The 22,179-nt window shown below is 44.2% G+C and carries 23 protein-coding genes; 5 read left to right on the top strand and 18 right to left on the bottom strand.

The genetic code is table 11. The features are described from left to right. From KSZ58_RS18745 to ulaG, 9 genes are all read right to left on the bottom strand, one after another. Window positions 1-1,665, bottom strand: coding sequence for an alcohol dehydrogenase catalytic domain-containing protein (locus KSZ58_RS18745; protein WP_008818432.1), 1,665 nt, complete (start codon window positions 1,663-1,665; stop codon window positions 1-3). Window positions 1,666-2,270: 605 nt separating this feature from the next. Next, window positions 2,271-3,083, bottom strand: coding sequence for a Cof-type HAD-IIB family hydrolase (locus KSZ58_RS18740; RefSeq protein WP_008818431.1), 813 nt, complete (start codon window positions 3,081-3,083; stop codon window positions 2,271-2,273). Then, window positions 3,080-3,925, bottom strand: coding sequence for an L-ribulose-5-phosphate 3-epimerase (locus tag KSZ58_RS18735; protein ID WP_008818430.1), 846 nt, complete (start codon window positions 3,923-3,925; stop codon window positions 3,080-3,082). Before KSZ58_RS18735 ends, KSZ58_RS18740 begins: the two co-directional genes overlap by 4 nt. After that, on the bottom strand, window positions 3,922-4,629 hold the full coding sequence (gene araD, locus KSZ58_RS18730; RefSeq protein WP_008818429.1) for an L-ribulose-5-phosphate 4-epimerase: 708 nt from the start codon (window positions 4,627-4,629) through the stop codon (window positions 3,922-3,924). The genes KSZ58_RS18735 and araD overlap by 4 nt, the downstream gene beginning before the upstream one ends. A gap of 10 nt (window positions 4,630-4,639) precedes the next feature. Then, a complete protein-coding gene (locus KSZ58_RS18725; protein WP_008818428.1) occupies window positions 4,640-5,665 on the bottom strand; it encodes a hypothetical protein in 1,026 nt (341 codons plus the stop codon). Between the two features lie 120 nt (window positions 5,666-5,785). Beyond that, complete coding sequence (locus KSZ58_RS18720; RefSeq protein WP_002607207.1) at window positions 5,786-6,085, bottom strand: PTS sugar transporter subunit IIB; 300 nt, start codon at window positions 6,083-6,085, stop codon at window positions 5,786-5,788. Between the two features lie 36 nt (window positions 6,086-6,121). Further along, on the bottom strand, window positions 6,122-7,594 hold the full coding sequence (locus tag KSZ58_RS18715; RefSeq protein ID WP_002607206.1) for a PTS ascorbate transporter subunit IIC: 1,473 nt from the start codon (window positions 7,592-7,594) through the stop codon (window positions 6,122-6,124). Window positions 7,595-7,620: 26 nt separating this feature from the next. Further along, entirely contained in the window at window positions 7,621-8,076 is a 456-nt protein-coding gene (locus KSZ58_RS18710; protein WP_008818427.1) for a PTS sugar transporter subunit IIA, read from the bottom strand. Between the two features lie 12 nt (window positions 8,077-8,088). Continuing rightward, a complete protein-coding gene (gene ulaG / locus KSZ58_RS18705) occupies window positions 8,089-9,147 on the bottom strand; it encodes an L-ascorbate 6-phosphate lactonase (protein WP_008818426.1) in 1,059 nt (352 codons plus the stop codon). Window positions 9,148-9,389: 242 nt separating this feature from the next. Between ulaG and KSZ58_RS18700 the strand changes: the two genes are divergently transcribed. The 5 genes from KSZ58_RS18700 (at window position 9,390) to KSZ58_RS18680 (ending at window position 13,417) form a co-directional block, all read left to right on the top strand. Then, the gene (locus tag KSZ58_RS18700) at window positions 9,390-10,187 is read left to right on the top strand and encodes a hypothetical protein (RefSeq protein ID WP_008818425.1); all 798 of its coding nucleotides are present in this window, start codon (window positions 9,390-9,392) and stop codon (window positions 10,185-10,187) included. A 20-nt stretch (window positions 10,188-10,207) separates the two neighbouring features. After that, complete coding sequence (locus KSZ58_RS18695) at window positions 10,208-11,011, top strand: DeoR/GlpR family DNA-binding transcription regulator (RefSeq protein ID WP_009270678.1); 804 nt, start codon at window positions 10,208-10,210, stop codon at window positions 11,009-11,011. A 238-nt stretch (window positions 11,012-11,249) separates the two neighbouring features. Next, window positions 11,250-11,552, top strand: coding sequence for a hypothetical protein (locus KSZ58_RS18690; RefSeq protein ID WP_009270679.1), 303 nt, complete (start codon window positions 11,250-11,252; stop codon window positions 11,550-11,552). A 298-nt stretch (window positions 11,553-11,850) separates the two neighbouring features. Then, window positions 11,851-12,525, top strand: a complete 675-nt coding sequence (gene ispD, locus KSZ58_RS18685; protein ID WP_008818422.1) for a 2-C-methyl-D-erythritol 4-phosphate cytidylyltransferase — start codon at window positions 11,851-11,853, stop codon at window positions 12,523-12,525. A gap of 175 nt (window positions 12,526-12,700) precedes the next feature. Further along, window positions 12,701-13,417 carry an MBL fold metallo-hydrolase gene (locus tag KSZ58_RS18680; protein WP_035303837.1) on the top strand — a complete coding sequence of 239 codons (717 nt, stop codon included), beginning with the start codon at window positions 12,701-12,703 and terminating at the stop codon, window positions 13,415-13,417. Window positions 13,418-13,690: 273 nt separating this feature from the next. Here the strand turns inward: KSZ58_RS18680 and KSZ58_RS18675 are convergent, their stop codons facing one another. The 9 genes from KSZ58_RS18675 to KSZ58_RS18635 form a co-directional block, all read right to left on the bottom strand. After that, a complete protein-coding gene (locus tag KSZ58_RS18675) occupies window positions 13,691-14,056 on the bottom strand; it encodes a PTS glucitol/sorbitol transporter subunit IIA (RefSeq protein WP_008818420.1) in 366 nt (121 codons plus the stop codon). 18 nt (window positions 14,057-14,074) lie between these two features. Then, on the bottom strand, window positions 14,075-15,607 hold the full coding sequence (locus KSZ58_RS18670; RefSeq protein ID WP_009270681.1) for a PTS glucitol/sorbitol transporter subunit IIC: 1,533 nt from the start codon (window positions 15,605-15,607) through the stop codon (window positions 14,075-14,077). Window positions 15,608-15,635: 28 nt separating this feature from the next. Then, complete coding sequence (locus KSZ58_RS18665) at window positions 15,636-16,619, bottom strand: sugar-binding transcriptional regulator (RefSeq protein WP_002607195.1); 984 nt, start codon at window positions 16,617-16,619, stop codon at window positions 15,636-15,638. 411 nt (window positions 16,620-17,030) lie between these two features. After that, complete coding sequence (locus KSZ58_RS18660) at window positions 17,031-18,323, bottom strand: NAD(P)H-dependent oxidoreductase (protein WP_008818418.1); 1,293 nt, start codon at window positions 18,321-18,323, stop codon at window positions 17,031-17,033. Window positions 18,324-18,453: 130 nt separating this feature from the next. Next, entirely contained in the window at window positions 18,454-18,819 is a 366-nt protein-coding gene (locus KSZ58_RS18655) for a PTS glucitol/sorbitol transporter subunit IIA (protein WP_009270682.1), read from the bottom strand. A gap of 11 nt (window positions 18,820-18,830) precedes the next feature. Continuing rightward, window positions 18,831-19,829: a PTS glucitol/sorbitol transporter subunit IIB gene (locus KSZ58_RS18650; RefSeq protein WP_008818416.1), complete on the bottom strand. Its 999-nt coding sequence runs from the start codon at window positions 19,827-19,829 to the stop codon at window positions 18,831-18,833. Between the two features lie 3 nt (window positions 19,830-19,832). Continuing rightward, window positions 19,833-20,375 (bottom strand): PTS glucitol/sorbitol transporter subunit IIC, encoded by a 543-nt coding sequence (locus KSZ58_RS18645; protein ID WP_002607191.1) that lies wholly within the window; start codon window positions 20,373-20,375, stop codon window positions 19,833-19,835. A gap of 19 nt (window positions 20,376-20,394) precedes the next feature. Then, window positions 20,395-20,853 carry a transcriptional regulator GutM gene (locus tag KSZ58_RS18640; protein ID WP_009270683.1) on the bottom strand — a complete coding sequence of 153 codons (459 nt, stop codon included), beginning with the start codon at window positions 20,851-20,853 and terminating at the stop codon, window positions 20,395-20,397. After that, complete coding sequence (locus KSZ58_RS18635) at window positions 20,838-21,839, bottom strand: sugar-binding transcriptional regulator (protein WP_002607189.1); 1,002 nt, start codon at window positions 21,837-21,839, stop codon at window positions 20,838-20,840. Before KSZ58_RS18635 ends, KSZ58_RS18640 begins: the two co-directional genes overlap by 16 nt. Window positions 21,840-22,179 lie beyond the last annotated feature (340 nt).

Raw genomic sequence — 22,179 nt, 5'->3', positions numbered from 1 at the left:
TCATTCTCCCTTCTCTTCTGTTGACAGACAATCAGATTGCCCAAATGCATAATACAACAACTTTTCCGCAGTACGATCCCAGCCGTAGCTTGCTACATAGGCTGCCAGCTTTTCATCTATACGATCCAGCTGAGATAAAGCAATAAGCGGCAAATGCTCCAGCTGAGGATATAGGATGACCTTACCGGGATATATCCCCTGTGCTACCTGAATGAGCGCTTCCTTAACCGCATTCATTCCTGCCACAGCCACCACGTTGCAATCCGGATTTATAGATTTATTCTCAACACGCTTCAGTACTGCAAGCTCATCCTGAACAGTAGACCCACTGCTTGCCAGTATTCTGGCTCCATGCGTCACTACCGCTCCCAGCGGCAGTTCTGTAAAATTGCCGTAGCTGGTACCGGAGAACAGATACAGCTTGCCGTTCTTTTTTAGAAAGCAGAGCCCTTTTTCAATCGGGTCAGTACCCGGCGCACTGATTACAACATCATCGAAACCAGCGGGAGCTGCCTGTTGAAGCTTTATTTTCCAATCCGATTCATCCGTTGCTATACCAAGCAGTTTTTTACCATTTCGGTACGCTATATCCGAAAAATCATCCAAAAGTACCTCAAGTCTTGCACGCCCTCTTGCAGTCACTGCAATCAATGATGGTCCATCACTTTTCATCAGAGCCCTCAAGGTGTGGATACGCCCCATAGCACCGGCTCCCCCCATAACGAGTAGTGAGCCTTCAGGTTTCAACTCATGGGCGAGTCGTTCTTTCTCAAAAGCCTTTGACAGTCGTTTTGTCATTGTTCCTAAAAAGCTGATTCTGCTGTAATGGATTTGCGCAATATCGCAGGATACCATCTGGTTGCTGCTTTTATCCGCCAGCCAGCAGAACACTGCATCATTACATAAATGTGCAATGATTTCTTCCAGAATCTCGGTGGATGGATTCCCCAAAATCAACACATCCTCAAAACCACCGCTGAAGAATGCTTTTGCCTCCTGCAAAGAGTTTGTTTCTAACGCACAGGCTATCTCCAGCTTATTTGCAGTATTTGTACACAGGCAGATACGCTTATGCCATAAATCCATATCCAGATCATAGTAGTTCATATCATCTGCCGCATAAATCAACAGACCTTTATCTGCAGCGAAGTGCTCTCGTGCAAACGGACGATAAATGGCTTCCACACAGGCATTCGGCTCAAGCTGTGCAATGGAGGCGTAGCTGATAGATTCCTTTACGGGAAAAATCGTAACACCATGATCAGAGTTAAAAACAGATTCGTGCAGCAGCATATACGTTTGCATACCGCCTTCTACATTCACTCCAATACAGTAGCGAAGCTGTTCCTTATATACATCCGGCTGAATGCCAACACGCATTCCCGGCCTCCAGTCATTTTTCAAATTTGCGCCTGCCTGTACAATAGTTAAAGACAGCTCATGTCCCAGAATTGCTGGGTTTTCCTGAAAATTTCTATCCTTGAATAACGGATATTTATTTCCCATGCGAATCATTTTGATATCGGATGCACAAATCGCTACAGCATCAATCCGGGCCAATACCTCATCCGGCTTTGGCTGCATCTTTTCCTCTTCAATCCATGTATCCTGAATACCGAAGGATGCCATTCCCTGTCCCAAGTAATACCAAACCTTATTTTTCATATCCATATTTCCTTTCCATTTCTACCTGCCATTTATTAGAAGCATAGAGCTACGCATTGCCAATGTACCTTTGTTTGAATCAAACACGTCTTTAATCACTGCATTGGTTATAACGTTATATTCTTTATACTTTCATTATAACGTTATGATGTATTTTGTCAATTCTTTTTTATTAAATTATTGATTACTATGCACAATGATGTAATACATTACAAAATAAAGGTCATGGAGCATCATAAATTTTTAGTAACAACGTGTTAATTGTCATACAAAAAAAAGGCACACATTATATGGCCCCTTTGAAGTATGATTGAGTCTTGAAAGAGATTTTTTTCAAGACTGTAATATATCAGCGTCAGCTCGTCAATGAAATCCATTATTTTAATTCTTTAAGGTCTTCTTTAAAATACTCTGTGATGAACAATTCATATTTCATTTGAATTATATATTCCGCAATACAGCCTGCTAGGGAAACAGATTCAAATCACCATTGCTAAAACCAGTTTTCAATTCCTAATACCCAAATTCTTCACAAGTATATAAGACACAAAAAGGTTCGCACGATAATTTTATCCTGCGAACCTTTTTATCAGATTCAATATTTCCTACCTTAACACATATTCCTTCAAAAACCGACTGACTCCCTGCTCCGTATTCGGCTTTGCGATATAATCCGCCATTTCCTTTACCTCTGACTGACCATTTTCCATACAAACACTGATTCCGGCTGTGGAAAACATTGTCGCATCATTGAAGTTATCACCAAACACCATCGTCTGCTTCGGCTGTACATGCAGCAGCTCCATCAGTCGTACCAGCGTCTTTCCCTTTGTCGCATCCACATGCGTGATCGTGTATACATCATCCTCACTGCGTACAGCATGCAGGCTTTCACAATGCGCATTGATCGTATGCAAAACAGGCTCCATCACATTCGCATTCTTTGCGACCATAACCACCTTGAAGATAGCATGCCCCAGCATATCCCGATAATCGACTGCCTGCTTCATCCTTGTTTTTCCACGCAGCCGGTTCAGAAAGAACTGGAGCCGCGCATCCTGCAGTGTGGTTGTAAAAACAACATCGTCTGTGTAAGCAATACATGGAATATCCTGTTGCTGCAGCTGCTGAAAAGCAAATGCCAGCTCTTCAGATTCCATGCTTTTCTCATAGATGCAGGCATCTCCCTGAAACATATTCGCCCCATTATTTGCGATAAAGGGAAGCTGCAGGGACAGCTCCTTCAGATATGGCTGCATAATATGAATATTGCGCCCGCTTGCCAGTGTGAACATGATATCGCGTTTCTCCAATTCCTTTATCACATCAACGATTCCGGCATCCAACTGCTTTTCATCATCCAGCAGTGTGCCATCCAAATCGGCAACAATCAGCCGAAGATCTGCAAAGCTGCTCATACAAAGACCTGATCCAGCTTATCACGCAGGAAGGCAGAGGCATGCGTGCATACCTTTTGCCAATCTGAATTTCCCGTGTACCAAAATTCCCCTACAAACATCCGTACACCCTGCTGCTTCAGCTCTCTTATGTTTTCCACAAACTCCGTATGACCACTGCCAAACGGTATTTCACGATAATGACCGGGAATAGTTTCCTTTAAATGTGCCGCCACGATATGACCCTTTCCCGTCCGGATATCTTCGTTTACATCCTTCCCGTAAAGCAGACTCGCATTTTTCAAATTTCCCATATCCGGATATACGCCAAGATATGGAGAAGCAGCCTGTTGAACATAGTGCATGCTTTTTTCCACCGTATCCATAAACGGTGTTTCCATCGTCTCAAAGCCCAGCAGGATTCCCTTTTTCGCTGCCAGCTCCACACAATGTCTCAGGTTGCGGATGAAATTCTGCTTTGTCTGTTCGTTGCCCTCTTCATAGTATACATCATAGCCTGCCAACTGTATGATACGGATTCCCAAATCGTCTGCCAGCTGTACAGCAGCCTCCATGATTTGAAGAGCCTTTTTTTGTATATGTTCATCCGGGTGTCCCAGAGGATACTTACGGTGTCCACTCAGACACATGGAATGAATCCGCACACCGGTTTCCTCCATGGCCCGCACAATAGCCCCGCGTTCTTCCTTGGTATATTGCAGCCGTGCAAGCTTTTCGTCGCTCTCGTCGACACTCATTTCAAGATAATCAAAGCCGAATTCTCTGCATAGCTGCAGTTTTTCCTTCCATGTCAGGGTATTTGGCATAGATTTCTCATACTGTCCCAGCTCATATGCTCTCATGAGGAGCTCCCCTGTCCATAGTAGGCATTGGGACCATGCTTGCGCTTGAAGTGCTTATCCAGCAATACCTGCTGCATCGGCTGTGCACTTCCATTTTGCAGCATCACACTCACAAATGCCATAGCGGCGCACTCCTCCATCACAACGGCATTATGCACTGCCTCAAACGGATCCTTTCCCCAGCTGAACGGTCCATGGCTGTGTACCAGCACCCCCGGCATACTGTTTGGATCAATATTTTTCTGCTTGAAGGTCTCCACGATTACATGTCCGGTTTCCAGCTCATATTCTCCATGGATTTCCGCCTCACTCATTTGTCTTGTACAGGGGATATCTCCATAAAAATAATCCGCCTGCGTCGTTCCCAGCGCAGGGATCGCTTTACCTGCCTGTGCAAATGCCGTAGCCCAGCGGGAATGCGTATGCACAGCTCCTCCGATATCTGGGAAGTTCTTATAAAACTCAAGATGTGTCATCAGATCACTGCTCGGCTTTAGCTTTCCCTCCACCACATTTCCTTCCAAATCACATAAAACGATATCCTCAGCACTCATGTCATCATACTCCACACCACTTGGCTTGATCGCAATCATGCCCTGCTCACGGTCGATTCCCGATACATTTCCCCACGTAAAGGTAATCAGTCCATGCTTGGGAAGCAGCAGATTTGCCTCCAGTACCCTCTTTTTCAGTTCTTCCAGCATCGTATACCTCCTAGTCCTCTACGATATAGACCGCTGCCTCATTCGCCGTATGATTGGCGGCAACGATCAGATCGCGGTCCTCTTCATTAACCAGACACAGATTTGCCGGACCCACGCCACGATCGATTTCTTTCGTCACAAAGGCGCCGTCCTTATACTGCACATAAAACAGCTCCGCATCCCTTCGACGCACACCTGCCAGAAAGGTCGGTACGCCACGCAGGGTGCCTCCCACCAGCGTATGGGCAAAGTCAATCTCATTCTCATACGTATATACCCGCTGATAGCTTCCCTCCAGCTTCTTATAAATATGGATCTCTGTTCCATGGAACGGCTCAATCGTCATAATCTCCTGCTCCCCGTCTCCATCAATATCCAGCACAGCAATCTCACCAATGGTACCGCTCAGCACGTATTCCACCTGCCACTGTCCGCCTCTGTGCGCAGGCGGTGCGACCTTAACGATTCCCTGATCACTTCCGAAATATCCGCAGGTATGCTGTGCATCCCGATAATAGCCGTGATTGCGATACAGCCCGTCCATCAGGACCTCAATCTGTATACCCTCGTTCAAATCCTCAGGAAGCTCACCGACATAGATGCGTCCGGGAACACTCCAGTCCTCTTTGTTCTGCTTTGCAGTCGCTATGGTGGCACCGATAAAATAATTCACTCCGTTTTTATGATAGATATCAAAGCGGTGAATATACGGCAGCTGTAATACATCCTTTATAACAAAGCCGCCCTCTGTATATTTCCCCCACACGATTTTGGAGAGAGATGGGGATACCTTGAGGTAAAATTCCTGCACTGCCAGAAACTCCCCCTCCCGATTGGGAATCGGAATGATGGACATGCAGCCCCCGGCCTTTTTCCAGATCGTCTCCTTATGCTCAAAGCTCTTTCCCGAAAACATTTCACACATCACATCCGGATCCTCACTGGCATAGATAATGTGATTCTCATGATTCATATGGATGCTGGCAGCACAGTAACAGCGCCGGATTTCATCCAGTTTTCTCTTTGTGATTTTCATTGTCAAAGCCCTCATTTCTGTATGTTCATATAGAACGTTTTATCGTTAATTTTATAGATTTTTCGTTAAATTCACGAATTTTGCGTATAAGAAAAGCTGCACTGGGCAGCTTATTCTTTTTTACTTATTTATAGCGGCTGCCAGCCCTTCTTCAATCTCTTTTGCGGACATTACATTTTTCAGTCCGACAATTTTTGTGCCACGTTTTTCCGCATCCGCAAACATGCTTACAAAGTTTTTGGAGCACAGAACGATATCATACTGGCCTGCGGCAGATTTTCCTTCGGATACCGCACAGTGACGGATTTCCTGGATACCCAGCCCCATCTTCTTCGTTACCTTTTCAACGTTTAATTTGATCATCATACTTGTGCCTGCACCATTTCCACAGCAGACCAGCAGTTTCAGTTTTCCAGCCATTGTTATCTCTCCTTTATTGATTATGTCACTTCTATTTTACGCCTTTTGCGCTTCTTTTTCTTTCATTTTTTCCAGATATTCATCATAATCCTCTGTAATCAGGAAGTACGTATCCGGATGCTTGCGATATTGAAGCTGTGGAATTGCAAGCAGAATCAATACAACGATCGCGACACCGAAGTATCCGAGGAATTTCATGATGACGGTGAATAACGGCCATACGGTTGCCCAGTCAAACATTCCAAGATAACCGCCATATGCCGCAAGACCGACACCTCCGGCAATCAGAGCTGAGCCAAATACCTGAATCAGACCGGAGATAAACGGGAACAGCATAGCTGCCTTGATACCGCCTCGGTTATCCGCATAGATTGCGATTACCGCATTGTCAAAGAAGACCGGTACAAACCCTGCGATAACCAGTGTCGGACTCTTCATCAGCAGCAGAATCATGATGGCAAGGAACTGACCAAGCGCTCCCATCAAGAAGCCGACCGTAACTGCATTGGCGCTTCCAAAGCCGAATACCGCTGCACAGTCGATGCCCGGAACTGCACCAGGCAGGAAGGTGTTGGAAATACCCTGGAAGGAATTTGTCAGCTCGGTAACAAAGGTACGTACACCAAGCTGCAGGATTGCCAGATAGACAGCGAAGTTCAATGCCGTGGTCATAATGTAGAAGAAGAAATTATCAGCGGCCTTCATGAACTCCATGCTGACCAGATAATCCTTGCCAAGCACGAGCAGGATCGCTCCGAAGAACAGGAACATCAGAATGGAGGTTGCCACCATATTTTCATTAAAGATGGACAGGAAGCCCGGGAATTTCAGATCATCCAGACGCTTGGTGGATTTCCCCTTCAGCTTATCTGCCAGCTTCGCAAAGATTGCAATACCGAACATCTGCTGGTGAGCGATGGCAAAGCCTCCGCCCTCGGTAAGCTCCTGCGTGATTTCAACGGTAAGATTGGAGCCGACTGCCCAGTACAGGCCCAGAATCAGACCCATGAGGATCAGAATCGGTGTATCTCCCAGTGTTGGAAAGCAGAACAGAATCAGCCAGAAAGCGGTGGAAGCCTGCTGCATCTGTACATGTCCTGTCGTGAATACAGCACGCATTTTTGTCCATTTCTTTAAACGAACAAGCAGTAAATTCATGATAAACGCAATCAACAGCAGCAGCATGACCTGTGAAAAGGTTCTGCCAAAGCGTTCCCCAAGCCCTGCTGTAACTGCATTTTGTCCGAAATACGGGTCAATGACCATCGCATCTAGATTGAAGCGGTCCTTCAATCCGACCAGAATCGGACGGAAGTTATTGACCAGTCCGCCGGATCCGACTGCCAGAATCATATACCCGACGGTTGCCTTGATAAAGCCTGCGAATGCTTCATATAACGGTTTCTTAAGCAGCAGATATCCGACCAGAACCATGAGCCCGATGAAATACGCCGGCTGTGTCAGAATATTTGTTGCGAAGAAACTCCAGATACTCATTAAAAAATCCATAAAGTTTTCCCTCTCTTTATATTGGTTTATGCTTCGTATGTTTGTGCTGCCTGCTGCAGTTCCTCAACTGTATGCGCTTCCAGTAATGCATTGACGAGCTCCTCGTTCATCAAGGCATCCATGAGCTCCTGAATATTATGCAGGTGCTGCTCATGATCGACAGCGGCAAGGGAGAAAAACAGTCTTGCTTTTTTGTCAGGGTCCTGTTTATCAAAATCCACAGGCTCTTCCACCTTCATAAAGGAGATGGCAGTGCCATGGCACCCCTTTGCCCCTTCTGTGGAATGCGGCATGGCGATATCCGGTACGATAACGATATAGGGACCGTATTTATTTACACAGTCAATAACTGCCTGCACATAGATATCTTCTACAACTCCCGCTTCCAGCAGCGTACGATAACCGGCACGGATTGCCTCCTGCCAGTCATCAAAGTGCTGTTCAAAGGAATAGTAGCCTTTCCCAATGATTTCCTTCAGCATGCGCTTTACCTCCTATAATATGGAACGGAACGGAACATTCGGTTCATCCGTAAAGCAGTCCTCAAAGCCTCTGCGGTAATGGAACTGGCGCTTGTTCTGATCTGTCGGCCACACATATTTTCCACCGACATCCCAGATAAACGGATGGAATTTATAATCCAGAACATCCTTTTTGTATTCATACAGCATATTGATTTCCTGCGGGTCTGCCTTGAAGTTTGTCCATACATCGTAATGGAATGGAATAACGACCTTGCAGTTCAGTGCTTCCGCCATACGCAGGATATCCACGCTTGTCATTTTATCCTGATTTCCTGCCGGATTTTCCCCATAGGAGCCTAATGCAACATCAATATCGTAGTCCTTGCCGTGCTTTGCATAATAGGTGGAGTAATGAGAATCTCCACTGTGATAAACACTTCCGGCTGGTGTCTTTATAATATAGTTGACGGCTTTTTCATCCATATCGGTTGGACACTTACCGCGTACGTCCTCATCATTGGTAACAAGACAGGTACGATCAAAGCTGTCCACAACAATGATCAGTGTATCCTTGATTTTCACCACATCCCCCGGCTTTACAACCTGACAGCGCTCTTTCGGTACGCCGTAGCTCAGCCATTTTTCCACACTCTTTTGCGGACCGATAAACGGTACGGCAGCATCACAGTTCTTCAAGACAGCTGCTGCATAGAACGGATCGATATGATCGTTATGATAATGAGTGGATAATACAGCATCCACCTGTGTCACAGCGAAGGGATCATATACGATTGGCGCAGCACGCAGATTCGGCTGTGTCATTCTCCCTCCGGTCATATTGCGCATCTGATGGAATTTCGCCATCTCTTTGTTTTTCTTTGTACGCTTTCCATTACCAAACCATAAATCAATGGAAATGTTGGTATTGTTCTCTGTCTTGATCCATAAGCCGGTACAGCCGATCCACCACATGGCGAAGGTACCTTTTTCTACGACCTCCTGATCAATTTCCTCATTCAGCCAGGTTCCCCATTCCGGAAAAGCTCCCAGAATCCAGGATTCTCTGGTAATTTCATCTACTTGACTCATTGCATATTCCTCCAGTTTCTTAATTGAGCGCGCCGCTTGTTTTTGTACACCCATATGATAAACATTTCATGAACAATTGGCAATAGTTTTAAATGAACAGTTCATAAAATATATGAACAATTTGAGAAATGTGTGCGATTACAATTCATATAACCATGAATAAATGAATTATTTTATGAATTATATGATTGACAACCATTCATAAAGAACATATAATGTATTTGTAAAAGAGGTGCAGACATATGAAAAAAGGATTATCAAGACTCACGTTCAGTGAAACAACACGCCGTATCATCACCATTGCCATCTATGCATTCTTCACAATATATACCTTATATAAGCTGCTTCAGGAACCAAGCCCGGAAGGCAAGATATGCTATGGTCTGCTTCTGATCATCTTTATGGGGGTAGCACTCTGGGCGGAATATCTGCGGATTCTATATCAGAAAATGATTACGGCACTGAATATGGATTGTGACGCAGGTCTTGCGAAACACTATTATAACATATTAAAAAAGCGGGATTTCATGAAAAGCTACCGGACAACGCAGCTGATCTTTGATACTCTGTATTATCAGGATATTGGAAAACCACAGACCTGCATCGAGCTATTGGAAAGCAATGAGAAAACCTTTCGCTCCTCCCTTGATTATCTGCTGATTCGCAATTATACCTATTTTTATTCCTATTATAAGCTGGGGAACCGAACAAAGGTAAAGCACTGGTATCCGGAGGTCATGAAGCTGAAGGATACCAAAATCAAGGGCAGCAAGGTCTCTCCTCTGTATAACTGGGAGTTTATCGAGGCAGTGTATCTTTCCTGTATGAAGGATTATAAGAAAAGTCTGGCAAAGTTCAAGCAGATTGATACCAGATATATGAACAATCGGGAAATGGCGCAGTATTATACGGAATTTGGAAAAGTTTACAAAGAATTGAATGATAAGGAAAATGCAGTTATAATGTTTACAAAGGCTATGGAAACAGGGAAACAGCTGTCCAGCAGCAGGGAGGCAGGTGCCTGCTTCCATCGTTTGTGAAATGAAACAGGGGATACAATATGAAAATGAATAAGGCAGTCGTGGATGCACGACGCAATAAAATCATGCAGAAGATTCAGAGTCAGGGAAGGGCTGCGGTCGAGGATCTGGCAGAGGAGCTGCAGGTATCACCGCTGACCATACGGCGTGATCTGCAGTTCTGGGAGGAAATGGGGGCAGTGGAGCGCTATTACGGCGGTGCCAAGCTGATTCAGCATTTTGTGGAAAACGATGACCCACAGCTCTCTAACGAACAGTACAAGCATGCCATCGCAAAATATGCCGCACAGTATGTACAGGAAGGTGATACGATATTTATCAATACAAGCTCAACTGCACTGCTTGTGCTGAAGTATATCAAGAACAAGCGTGTCACCGTTATCACCAACAACGGCAAAGCGATATTCATGGACCATGACCCCATGGTCAGCATCTGTCTGAGCGGTGGTGAGCTGCGCATTCCGAAAGAAAGCATGGTCGGTGATTTTGCATTGAATAATCTGAACAAGGTATCAGCAACAAAAGCCTTTCTCGGCTGCAGCGGATTCAGTGTTGCCAGTGGTATGACCACAGCGATCCTGCAGGAGGTTGCTATCAATGAGGTCATGATCACCCGGTGTATCGGTGAAACCTTTATTCTGGCTGACCATACAAAAATCGGAACCAACCACAGTTTCATCAGCGGAATGATTCAGTCATTCGATTATCTGATCACTGATCATCTTGCGCCTGAGGAAGAACTTCTGGCAATTCAGGAGGCAGGCGTTAAAACGGTCACACTGGATCCGTTAACCCATATTGCGGACAGTTTCACAAAGCGATAACAAACAGTTATTTCTTTGCTTACTTACACTTATACACTCACATAAGTCCCGTAAATGGGGCTTATTGTTGTTTGTATGAGTATGTATGCGTGATGTGGAGGTTCTATGCAGCACTTAGGTAACAAACCTGTTCGTAGGATGTTACTTCAAAGTATCCTCTGAAGTAAAACAGCAGCAATACCGGAAGTAAATGTTTAATAATATAAGAAGTAAATTGACATATTCGGAAGTGAGTATTATGGAATTGTATATTTTCTGTTCTGACGACCGCAAAGCACGTTCCGTAATGTCAAACCAAAGCATTGACTGTGTTAGTGCATTAGCTTCATTTTATCTGGCAAAAAACTATTTGCATATGAGTAAGGAATATGCACAAGTATTTTTTGATTCGTGGATGGCTTTGCATAGAAATCAAAAATGTTTTCAAATATATAGCGAAAGTGGATATCAGTTAGAACGTGTTCCTGGTCAAGATATTTTCGATATGTTGTATGAGAACAAGCTTGATTTACAAAAAGATGGTTTTTTCAAAAGAAAATAGCGTAACGTAATACCATTTTGGTCATTTAGCCAAGATGGTGTTTTATATTTGTTATACAAGGAAAAAAATACGATACATCGATTTGATCTATATTGCATCATATCGCTGGATGTAGGAAGCTAAAGAGAATTTACCAAATGGATATGTTCTGTAACAGTATTCAAAAAAAACCTTATTAGGTAGAGAACACTCTAACATTCGCACACACAAGTACCCTGCACTTCCTTTGCTGGTCTGTTTTCTCTTTTTCTCCATTGACTTATATTTACTTTTTTTCCATATATGATATGATGTTGCCATGAACTATAGTGTAATTATTGTTGCGGCCGGAAAAGGTACGCGGACCGGCCTGACCTATAACAAGGTATTTTACAAAATCGGAAATGCTCCAATCATCACACAGACTCTGAAACCGTTTCTGGAAGACGCAGATTGTGCGAAAATCATCATGTCGATCTCTCCACATGAACAGGAGGAATTTGAAAAAATTATTCAAAGTGAGAAGATCGTTTATGTACCTGGTGGGGCAACCAGACAGGAAAGCGGATATCTCGGTCTGCAGGAAGTAGATACCGAATTCGTCATGATTCACGATGGTGTCCGACCGTTTCTGACAACGAAGCATCTGGAAGCTTTAAAGGCTGCATTGAAAACAGAGGATGCCGCATTACTGATGGTACCGCTGATCGATACCATTAAGGAAGTGAAGGGCGGCTATGTCGTTCATACACCGGAGCGTTCCAATTATATGAGTGCGCAGACACCGCAGGCATTTCGCACGGAGCTGATCAAAAAATGTCATGAAGAAGCAAAAAAGCATCCGGAGATTGTCGCAAGTGATGATGCTATGCTTGCAGAATTGTTCTCAGATACAAAAATAAAGGTTGTAGAAGGAAGCTATGACAATATAAAAGTTACCACACAGCGTGATTTGAAACAGATCCATCTGCTTCATGAGGAACAAAATACATAAAAAAACATGAGAAGTCTTATTCTATAAACCATAGAATGGCTTCTTTTTTCAAACAGCTAGTATTCTGCCTGCTTACTGATCGCAGCACTGTGAAATGATCACATACCGGTTTAAATACAAGAAAACAATGCCACATGAAAAAAAGATGGTACGAAAGAAACAGGAGGCACCGTATATGAGAAAACATATGATACATCCATCACTGTATGCCTATGAATTTATGGAACTAACCCCCTATAAAACCTATGTATATGCTCTTCAAAGAGATGATAAGGTCTATATCATTGATACCTTCTGCGGTTCCACCTTTATGGATATTATAAAAGCGGATTATCCGGGAAAAGATTTTGTTGTGATCAACACCCATTATCATTTTGATCATATATGGGGAAATTACAGCTTTTCTCATTGTCCAATCTATGCTCATCAGCTCTGTAAAACCATGATACAGCGCCATGGTATAAGAGAACTGCAGGAACAGAAGAAATATTTTCAAGGAACACAAACGCTGACTTTACCAAATCACTGCTTTGATGGAAAACAGTTACAGATGGCAGACGGTCTTCAGCTGCTTTATACACCCGGACACACCCTGGATGGAATCAGTGTCTATGATCAAACGCTGAATGCTTTGTTTGTTGGAGATACACTGGAAAAGCCGTTGATTCAAATAGAAGGATCCTCTCTTTCAGAGTATAGGCAGACACTGGAATATTTCTTAACCTTACCTGTTACACACTTCTATGCAGGACATACCTTACAGCTGACAAAAGCCGATGTGCGGGATACGCTGGCATATATTCATGCGCTTTCAGGCAATGAAGCCATGCAGTTTGATTCAGAAGAAACACAGGGGATTCACTCGATGAATCTGAATGCTCGAAAACAGTAAAATCAACATCCTGCCCATCATGGTTTCCTACTTAACAGAAAGAAGCAGCCTTTCATTCGTATCCTTTATATGCTGTTCAGTGAAAGTCTCACATTCCTATAATATCATACAGTTAACAGCATAGTTGAATCCGTATATCCGAAGTATTCTTTACTATGAGGAGTTTTCTCAAATGCTGTCAGACTATTTGATATCCTTGTCCGAACCCATATGGAAAAAGAGCCTGAACATATACCAGTTGTTCACGCTCTCTTTGAAATTCAATATGATCTTTTACAGGATTTGAAGCCGTCCGCCTTTGTAGAGGTGATTCTCTGTGAATACAGGTCCTTTCAGCTCTATATTCCCCGGACGCAGTGCCTGTGTACTTCCGGAAAAGGATAAACAGCAATGTCCAAGCTCTTTTAATGTATGCAGTGCTTCAAAGCCAATTGCCGTAATCGTATAGGATACATCACAAATCTGCACGGTATCTCCGACACAGGGTTCTTCCTGCAGCATGGCAACGGTATGCAATACAGAGATATCCGCCAGCTCCTGTGGTGCCGTTTCATTGAAAATGATCAGAAAATTGCAATCCTCATTTAAAAATTCAAGCGCACATTCTCCCCATCCGCTAATTCTGGTATCATATTTCATCATCACTCGCTCCTTTTCCTAATACATCCCGATACTGAAGAAATAAGCTATAAAAACAGCAAGAGGTCCGCTGATCATACGGCTGTATAATACGGCGGGTACACCTGCCTCAACCGTTTCCGCTTTCGCCTGACATAACGATAATCCAACCGGTATGAAGTCACAGCCAGCCTGTGCATTGATAGCAAATAATGCAGGTAATGCATATTGCGCCGGTATATTTCCAAGGGCAATCTGCGTTCCCAGCAGCGCTCCCACAACCTGAGCAATGACAGCACCGGGTCCCAGGATGGGAGATACCACCGGCAGGGAGCAGATCAGAGAAATCAGAAGCATTCCCGGAAGGGTTGCACAAAGGGGTGCAATGGAATTTGCGATAAAATTGCCAAGACCACTCACCTGAATCATACCCAGCAGGGTTGCTGTAAATGCCATAAAAGGAAGGATATTGCGCAGCACCATTTCAATGGTTTCTTTCCCTGCCGCATAGCACGTACTGACAACACGGCTCATTCCCATGCCAACACGAAGAAGCGCATTTTTATGAGAAGCCGGCTGTGCAGAAATCTTCGACTCCGGTTCCTGCATCGGATCGGTAGTGGGGGCTGTATCTTTGTTGAGGATTTCTATGTTCGCCTCACCTACATCAGAAACATAATTGTCTTCCTTCATAAAACGTGCCAGCGGACCGCTTTGTCCCGTAGGAAGCACATTGATGGTAGGGATTCCCTTTTTGGGATATATACCACAGCGTGCCGTTCCACCACAATCAATCACAGCCGCCAGAATCTCCTCATCCGGACAGCTTGCGGCAAATCCGTCAATTACATCACACTGACATGCCTCTGCCAGCCTTTGCGCAATCGGATGGATGCCTCCTCCACTTACACATAAAATGACATGCTTCCTTTTATCTGCCTGTAAAAGAAGCGGTCCACCCCATCCTGCGCTTCCTTTTGTAACACGCACTGCCTGCTGCTGTTTCAAGGCATCCTTTTTTTCCTCCGCAACCGCTTCCTCCGTTGGCTTCTGTCCTTCCTTTTTCTGATTCAAATAAACGGATATCTGCTCCGTTATGATACCACGCAGTACCATGATGACAAGTCCTGCCATAAAATAGCGGGTTGCCAATGCGGACAGCGACAATTTCTGTTGCGTTATTCCCGAAGCGATTCCCATATAAACAAACAGCTCTGCAGCATTTGCATGAGGAAATAATCCCGTAACCGGATGCAGAAAGCTTACACAGGCATCATAGTATGCTGTCTTATACTTCTCATCCAGAAATTTTCCAAATGTGAAGCAGAGCGGATTTCCAAGAAATAAGATTGCCATCAGCGGTAAAAGCGTATAACGTGCAATGCGCCAGCGGGTCAAAAATTTGGTAATCCTTTCTACACGGCTTTCTCCAATCAGCTTCACAACCGCACTCACCGCCGTCATTAAACAGACAACCATCGGAAGAATCGTTGTCATCCAGCCCAAAAGAATTTCTCCCCCGGTTTCAAACATGGACAAAAACCCCTGTGTCAAATCGATAAACGCATCCATTCCCATACCCCTTTCAACACAATTGCAATCATATTTCTTCGCCCAGCAGGGACATCATGCTTCGTATACAACTGATATCCGTAAGCAGAATGTTCACCTTTTTGGCGCGTATAACGCCTAACACTGCCTCCCCCTTATCTGCACCAACCGCTATCCCGACGCGGTTTTTCACGTTCAACAGCTTTTCATCCGACATCCCCATCACACGTTCATTAAAGGAGCGAAACGCATCGCTGTTTCCGTTTGCATCCACATACTTTAAAAGAATATCTCCAACAGCACCCTGCTGTTTGAATTCCTCATAATCCTCTTTTGTCAGATATCCGCATTTCACAAGTGTCGGTTCCTTTGCCGTTGTAGTCCCGATTCCCATGATTACAGTCTTCAGTTTTTTGAATACCGATACCACTTCTCTAACCGGTTTCTCCTTCAAAAATCCCTGCATAACCTTAGGATCATCAAACATTGCCGGGGCAAAAAACTGCATTGCCTTACCATGAAACTTCATGGCGAAGCCCTTCGCGATATCATTGGAATGGTACCCCTCCTCTATCTGATAAGGGGAACCGACTCCTCCTACAACCGGGACAAAGGTACAATCCACCTCATCTACGCTTTTCTTTACATTTACGATACTGCTCAGCGTTTTTCCCATGGATACACCAATGGTATCCCCTTTATTGATAATACGGGACAAATACATCAGTGCCTCTTCATATACATGCTGCAGATGATCCGCCTTGCTTTCCAGCTCCAGCTCATCTACGATAAGCACTTCCTTCAGTCCCAGCAGCTGCTCCACTTTACGCTCCAGCTCTCCGTATAAAACACTATCCGGATTTTCCAGTTCGATTTTCACAACACCTGTTTCCTTCCCGGCACGCAACAGGCGGGAAACAGTCGCACGGGAAATTCCTACTGCATCACAAATCTCCCTTTGCCCCATGCCATCTACATAATACAGATAGCAGCACTTATAAATCAGACGGGCATCATCAACGATTTTCTTCACATAGGCTCCTCTTTTCTGTAAACGTTTTCTTTCGTAATAAAAGAGTATCACAATCATGTATTGACGTCAATGTTCTTATCTGAACAAGTGCGATAATAAGGGCTGTCCCTAGCAGACTTCCAAGAAAAAACAGATGTCCATGACCGGTAGGATAGGACCTGATCTTACTTGCTTCCACAACTGTCTGAGAGCCTTTTCCTTCTTGAAAATAACTACCGGTTTCTATCCCCTTGGTATGCAGGAAGCCTACCAGTAAACAAAAAAAGATTGTAGAAACAGCAGAACTACCGCTTAGCTACAATCTTATATTGATACTCACAAACATTCCGTACATGAGGATGTGTTGTTATAAATCGCCTGCAAAATAAGAGCTTTGTATGTCAGGCAGAAATCAGCAGTGAGATACTACAATTATCCGAAAATTTTATCCTGTTCCTGACGCAGCTTATAGATCAGTGTTGTTGTGTCAAGCTCGATATCGTCATATGTGATCAGTTCACCCTTCTTTACATCACGCTTCATGACTGCCTTATGATTGACCAGACCATAGGGCACATAGCCTTTTTCCTTTGCCTCTTCATGCTTGCAGATGGAACCATAGGTGGTATACCCGCCGATACCATCAATTGTCTGTCCCGCCTTCAGATCAATTTTCGCAACAGTAATACATTCGGAAACCAGACCGTTTTTCGGAACGATGGTAGGCTCCCCGTCAATAACAACCTTGGCAGCTGTTAACGGAGTTTCCAGATTGCACAGGTGGTATGGACGATACAGTGTCCATAATGGTCCAGGTCCCATGGAATGATATTGCATCTGGTATGCGATTTCTTCATTATCCGTCGCAACTGTTACAAAAACACCAGGTGCAATTCCGTTCACATATTCCACAACACCATGCTGCTTCAGAATACCGCCATCCTCTTTCAGTTTATAGGTTTCATTCAGGCTCTTTACATCACTGGCAATACCATGCCCGCCAATTACATCCGGAACCAGACCGGTCGCATTTGACATCGCTGTCATTTCCACCATTGTTTTTGTACCATCCTTAAAGGCGCACAGCATCTTTGGTGACATCTTTCTTCTTGTAGCCTCTTCCAGAACCGTATCCGGATTACAGTTTTTATCAATACGGTTATTCTTTCCTTTTCCCATAACCTTAACTTCCAGACCCATTGCCGTCGCAAAATCATACAGCTCCATGACAGCACCAGGTTCATCTCCTGCACTTCCGGTATAAATAACGCCGTTGTCCTTTGCCATTTTATCAAGCAGAGGTCCGATGACTACATCCGTTTCCACGTTCAGCATGACGACATGCTTTTTATTGTTAATTGCATCAGTTGCGACCTTTGCCCCTACATCAGGAACTCCTGTCGCATCAATTGCGACCTCTACCGGGCGGCACTGGGAAATCAGATTGGAATTTGTAGTTGCGACATATTTCCCTTCATCCATTGCCTTATCAGCTTCCGCAACCTCATTGGTACGAACGATATCCGCATCCTTTACCCCTGCATATTTGAATGCGTGAACAGCAAGCTCCAAGTCGATATCAGATACGACAGCCGGTGTGATTCCCTTCATCAGCACCATCTGTGTAACCATACCGCGTCCCATCTGACCGGCACCAACGATACCGCATTTGATAATTTTCCCTTCCTTTTCTCTTTGTTCCAGTTTTTTGTTCATGTTTAACATAACAGTTTTCCTCCTTTTTTCTCATCTATCTATTAGATCCTGTTATTTTCTTACTTCTATCCTTAATTAATTGATTGCGTAATTCCTGTTCTTCTGCTTTATTCACACCATTGAATCCTTTACAATTTCATCATTCAATCTCTATTGTTCCACCGACAAGCAGCTGTTCTGCCTTGATCGGCTCTCCAATCAGTTCAATAATACCCGGGCGTTCCACTGTATCCAGACCCTTGAAGGACAGCGTACAGTGACCAAGCTCCTTTAAGGTATTTAAAGCCTCCCAGCCAACATCGGCGATTGTATATTCCGCACCGCAGATCCGAACGGTATCCCCTTTTTTCGGATCCTCCTTAACTTCACTTTTCGTATGCAAAACTGAGATATCTGCCAGCTCTGGCGGTGCATCCTCATTAAAGATGATAATGAAATTACAGCATTCATCCAGAAAATCCAGTGCACATTCCCCTAGTCCGGTAATCGTTGCCTTATATTTCATAACGCCTCCTTTTAATACATGCCAATGCTGAATACGAATGCGATAATAACAGCCAGAGGTCCGGTGATAACACGGGAATATAAGACTGCCGGCACACCGAATTCAATCGTTTCCGGTTCCGCTTCACCAAGGGACAAGCCTACCGGTACAAAATCGCCGCCAACCTGTGCATTGATAGCAAATAATGCCGGCAATGCATACTGCGCAGGTATATTTCCCAAACCGATTTCCGCACCAAGCAGGGTTCCGACCACCTGAGCGATAACCGCTCCCGGTCCTAAAATCGGTGACAGGAATGGCAGACCGCAGATCAGGGAGATCACAATCATTCCCGGCATGGTGGAGCATAATGGAGAAATCGTATTTGCGATGATATTCCCCAGGCCGCTTACCTGAATGATACCAAGTATCGTGGATGTAAATGCCATAAACGGCAATACGTTTTTGATAACCATTTCGATGGATTCACGTCCGGCGGCAAAGAATTTGTTTACCACCTGTCCCACACCGATACCGATGCGGGTAATGATCCCCGGCTTTTTCCCCTGATTTGCTTCAGCCAGCTCTTTTCTCGCCTGTGCCTTCGTTTTCGGTGCTCCCGGTTCTTTCGTTTCTTCCACTGCTTTTTCAACCTTTACTTCTTCATCCGTAAATGCAATAGTATCTTCCTTTACGTCCGAGACATAAATATCCTCTGTAATATACTGTGCCAAAGGTCCCACTGCCCCAACCGGTACAAGGTTGACAGTGTTGATCCGTTTTTTCGGATATACGCCACAGCGTGCTGTTCCCCCGCAATCCACTACAGCAACCAGTACCTGTTCATCCGGAACGGTTGTCTTAAAGCCGTCGACTGTTTCGGCTCCTGTCATTTCCGCAATCTTAGCTGCCACAGGATGAATACCGCCACCGGTCACACATAAGACCTTATTACAGGTTTCATTTGGTTCCAGCACCAGTGGTCCGCCCCAGCCGCTGCTTCCTTTTGTGATTTTTACCTTTCTGTACATAGCCTATTCCTCCGCATTCTCTTTCTCTTTTGTAAATTTAGAAGTAAGTCTGAAATAGATTTTTTCTGTCAGTACCCCTCTGATCAGAATGACAATCACACCGACGATAAAGTAGCGAACTGCCAAATCCCCTAATGGCAGATTCAGTTTGGTAATACCTGCTGCGATTCCCATATATACAAACAGTTCACCCGGGTTCGCATGCGGGAACAAGCCGGTTACAGGATGTAGAAAGCTTACACAGGAATCATAATAAGCAGGCTTGTACTTTTCTTCCACGAAACGTCCGAAGGTATAACACATCGGATTTCCCAGAAATAGTACTGCCAGCACCGGTACCAGTGTGTAACGCGCAATTGTGAATCTCGTCAGTTTTTTTGTGAAATTTTCAACTCGTTTTTCTCCTATCAGCTTAATGATGGAGTTTATGGCTGTCATCAGACAGATTACCATGGGAATAATTCCGGTAACCCAACCTACAAAGGTTTCTCCTCCTGCCTGAAACAGCGCCATGAATCCTTGTGCAAAATCAGATATAAAGTCCATACGTCACTTCCTCCTTGTATCAATCCATGACGGCACATGACAGATGTTCGGCCGTGTCCATCTCCTGTGCGCCTGCTGCATTTTGAAAGCGTAGCTCCAGCGCTTCCAATGCCTGTATATATCCTCGATACTGTTTCTGTTTTTTCGGATCCATGGAGCGAAACTGTTCCAGAAACTTATCGATTGATACCCCGTTGATCGTTTTTCCAAGCAAGGTATTCACCGGGTGAAACTTTGCCAGAAAGGTTTTGCCATCCATGACCTCACATGCTGTGATGATATGATTATTATCACAGGCGATCATCACGATGTTGCCGTTGAAGAACCGTCCTTTTTTCTGTCCGATTCCCACATTTCCTTTTTTATGAACCCGCCGTATGACAGCTTTGTAGTTTTTGATCTGAAATACACCGCCCACTGCCTGCATAACAAACAGGGATATGGCAATCAGAAAGATCAGCATCAGATCGTTTGACATGACGATTCCTCCTCTTCCATAAGGGAAAGCAGCTCTTTTACACAGCTGATATCGGTAATTAGAATATTGATTTTCTTCGCGCGGATCACGCCGAGAATCGCTTTACTTTTTTCTTCTCCAACCGCAATTCCGATACGGTTTTCAATATTCATAAGTCCCTCATCGGATAACCCCATGACCCGGTCATTGAATTCATGGAAGGGTTCACTGTTTCCGTTTTTATCCAGAAATTTCAGTAGAACATCTCCGACAGCCCCGTGCTGTTTAAATTGCTCATAGTCAGCTTTACTGATATACCCGCATTTGACCAGAGTGGAATCTTTCAAGCTGCAGGAGCCGATACCCATGATAACGGTTTTCAGTTTTTTAAAAAGAGCCGTCACCTCCTGCACAGGACGTTCCTTCAAGAATCCTTCCATGATCTGTGTGTCATTGAACATTGCCGGAGCGAAGAACTGAACGGCACTGCCATGAAACTTCTTTGCGAACGCATTTGCTATTTCGTTGGAATGATATCCCTCATCCGATTGCAGCTGTGTACCGACACCACCGACAACGGGAACAAAGGTACAATCAACCTCCTCCACATTGATTTTTCCATTTGCCAGATGATACAGCGTTTTTCCCATCGACACCCCGATGTAATCCTTGTTGTGGAAGATGCGTGCCAGATAGGCAAGTGCTTCCTCATATACCCGCTGCATGTGATCCGCTTTACTTTCCAGCTCCATTTCATCCACAATGAGGACTTCCTTCAAGCCCAGCTGCTGTTCAATTTTCCGTTCCAGTTCTCCATATAGAATGCTGTCGGGATTATCCAATTCGATTCTTACCACACCGTTTTCCTTCCCCGCCTTGAGCAGTCTGGATACTGTTGCCCGTGAAATCCCCAACTGATCACAAATCTCCTTTTGTCCGAGTCCGTCCATGTAATAGAGATAACAGCATTTATATATCAGCCTGTTATCATCGACTATTTTTTTCATTCCTGCGCCTCCTTTCTGTAAGCGGTTCCTTTATCTGTCTTAAGATTACCACAGCGCTTTATTGAGGTCAATGCATAAATACTGAACATATGTATAAGTTCAGTATTGTAACAATTTATCTTAAGCAATTGTTCTGTATTGAAATATTGATATAATGACAGAAATTTCACAATGTTAAAAAACAATGATAAATACTGGGTTTTCACAAAACTGAGACTCCTTAGCATGACTTTTTACTGTTCATTTGTGTACATAAATTCATTATTTTTTTTCATTAAACCTATAAAACGCTGATAAATAAGCTTTTTTTTCACATCTTTTTATTCGCTGTAAAGGATAG

Source organism: Erysipelatoclostridium sp. DFI.2.3 (assembly GCF_019132535.1).
Lineage (GTDB): Bacteria > Bacillota_I > Bacilli_A > Erysipelotrichales > Erysipelotrichaceae > Clostridium_AQ > Clostridium_AQ innocuum.
This window is presented reverse-complemented; position numbering and strand designations above follow the sequence as displayed.

Coding starts and splice junctions, on each gene's coding strand:
- KSZ58_RS18745 (WP_008818432.1), bottom strand. CDS start 1,665: ATGAAAAATAAGGTTTGGTATTACTTGGGACAGGGAATGGCATCCTTC.
- KSZ58_RS18740 (WP_008818431.1), bottom strand. CDS start 3,083: ATGAGCAGCTTTGCAGATCTTCGGCTGATTGTTGCCGATTTGGATGGC.
- KSZ58_RS18735 (WP_008818430.1), bottom strand. CDS start 3,925: ATGAGAGCATATGAGCTGGGACAGTATGAGAAATCTATGCCAAATACC.
- araD (WP_008818429.1), bottom strand. CDS start 4,629: ATGCTGGAAGAACTGAAAAAGAGGGTACTGGAGGCAAATCTGCTGCTT.
- KSZ58_RS18725 (WP_008818428.1), bottom strand. CDS start 5,665: ATGAAAATCACAAAGAGAAAACTGGATGAAATCCGGCGCTGTTACTGT.
- KSZ58_RS18720 (WP_002607207.1), bottom strand. CDS start 6,085: ATGGCTGGAAAACTGAAACTGCTGGTCTGCTGTGGAAATGGTGCAGGC.
- KSZ58_RS18715 (WP_002607206.1), bottom strand. CDS start 7,594: ATGGATTTTTTAATGAGTATCTGGAGTTTCTTCGCAACAAATATTCTG.
- KSZ58_RS18710 (WP_008818427.1), bottom strand. CDS start 8,076: ATGCTGAAGGAAATCATTGGGAAAGGCTACTATTCCTTTGAACAGCAC.
- ulaG (WP_008818426.1), bottom strand. CDS start 9,147: ATGAGTCAAGTAGATGAAATTACCAGAGAATCCTGGATTCTGGGAGCT.
- KSZ58_RS18700 (WP_008818425.1), top strand. CDS start 9,390: ATGAAAAAAGGATTATCAAGACTCACGTTCAGTGAAACAACACGCCGT.
- KSZ58_RS18695 (WP_009270678.1), top strand. CDS start 10,208: ATGAAAATGAATAAGGCAGTCGTGGATGCACGACGCAATAAAATCATG.
- KSZ58_RS18690 (WP_009270679.1), top strand. CDS start 11,250: ATGGAATTGTATATTTTCTGTTCTGACGACCGCAAAGCACGTTCCGTA.
- ispD (WP_008818422.1), top strand. CDS start 11,851: ATGAACTATAGTGTAATTATTGTTGCGGCCGGAAAAGGTACGCGGACC.
- KSZ58_RS18680 (WP_035303837.1), top strand. CDS start 12,701: ATGAGAAAACATATGATACATCCATCACTGTATGCCTATGAATTTATG.
- KSZ58_RS18675 (WP_008818420.1), bottom strand. CDS start 14,056: ATGAAATATGATACCAGAATTAGCGGATGGGGAGAATGTGCGCTTGAA.
- KSZ58_RS18670 (WP_009270681.1), bottom strand. CDS start 15,607: ATGGATGCGTTTATCGATTTGACACAGGGGTTTTTGTCCATGTTTGAA.
- KSZ58_RS18660 (WP_008818418.1), bottom strand. CDS start 18,323: ATGTTAAACATGAACAAAAAACTGGAACAAAGAGAAAAGGAAGGGAAA.
- KSZ58_RS18655 (WP_009270682.1), bottom strand. CDS start 18,819: ATGAAATATAAGGCAACGATTACCGGACTAGGGGAATGTGCACTGGAT.
- KSZ58_RS18650 (WP_008818416.1), bottom strand. CDS start 19,829: ATGTACAGAAAGGTAAAAATCACAAAAGGAAGCAGCGGCTGGGGCGGA.
- KSZ58_RS18645 (WP_002607191.1), bottom strand. CDS start 20,375: ATGGACTTTATATCTGATTTTGCACAAGGATTCATGGCGCTGTTTCAG.
- KSZ58_RS18640 (WP_009270683.1), bottom strand. CDS start 20,853: ATGTCAAACGATCTGATGCTGATCTTTCTGATTGCCATATCCCTGTTT.
- KSZ58_RS18635 (WP_002607189.1), bottom strand. CDS start 21,839: ATGAAAAAAATAGTCGATGATAACAGGCTGATATATAAATGCTGTTAT.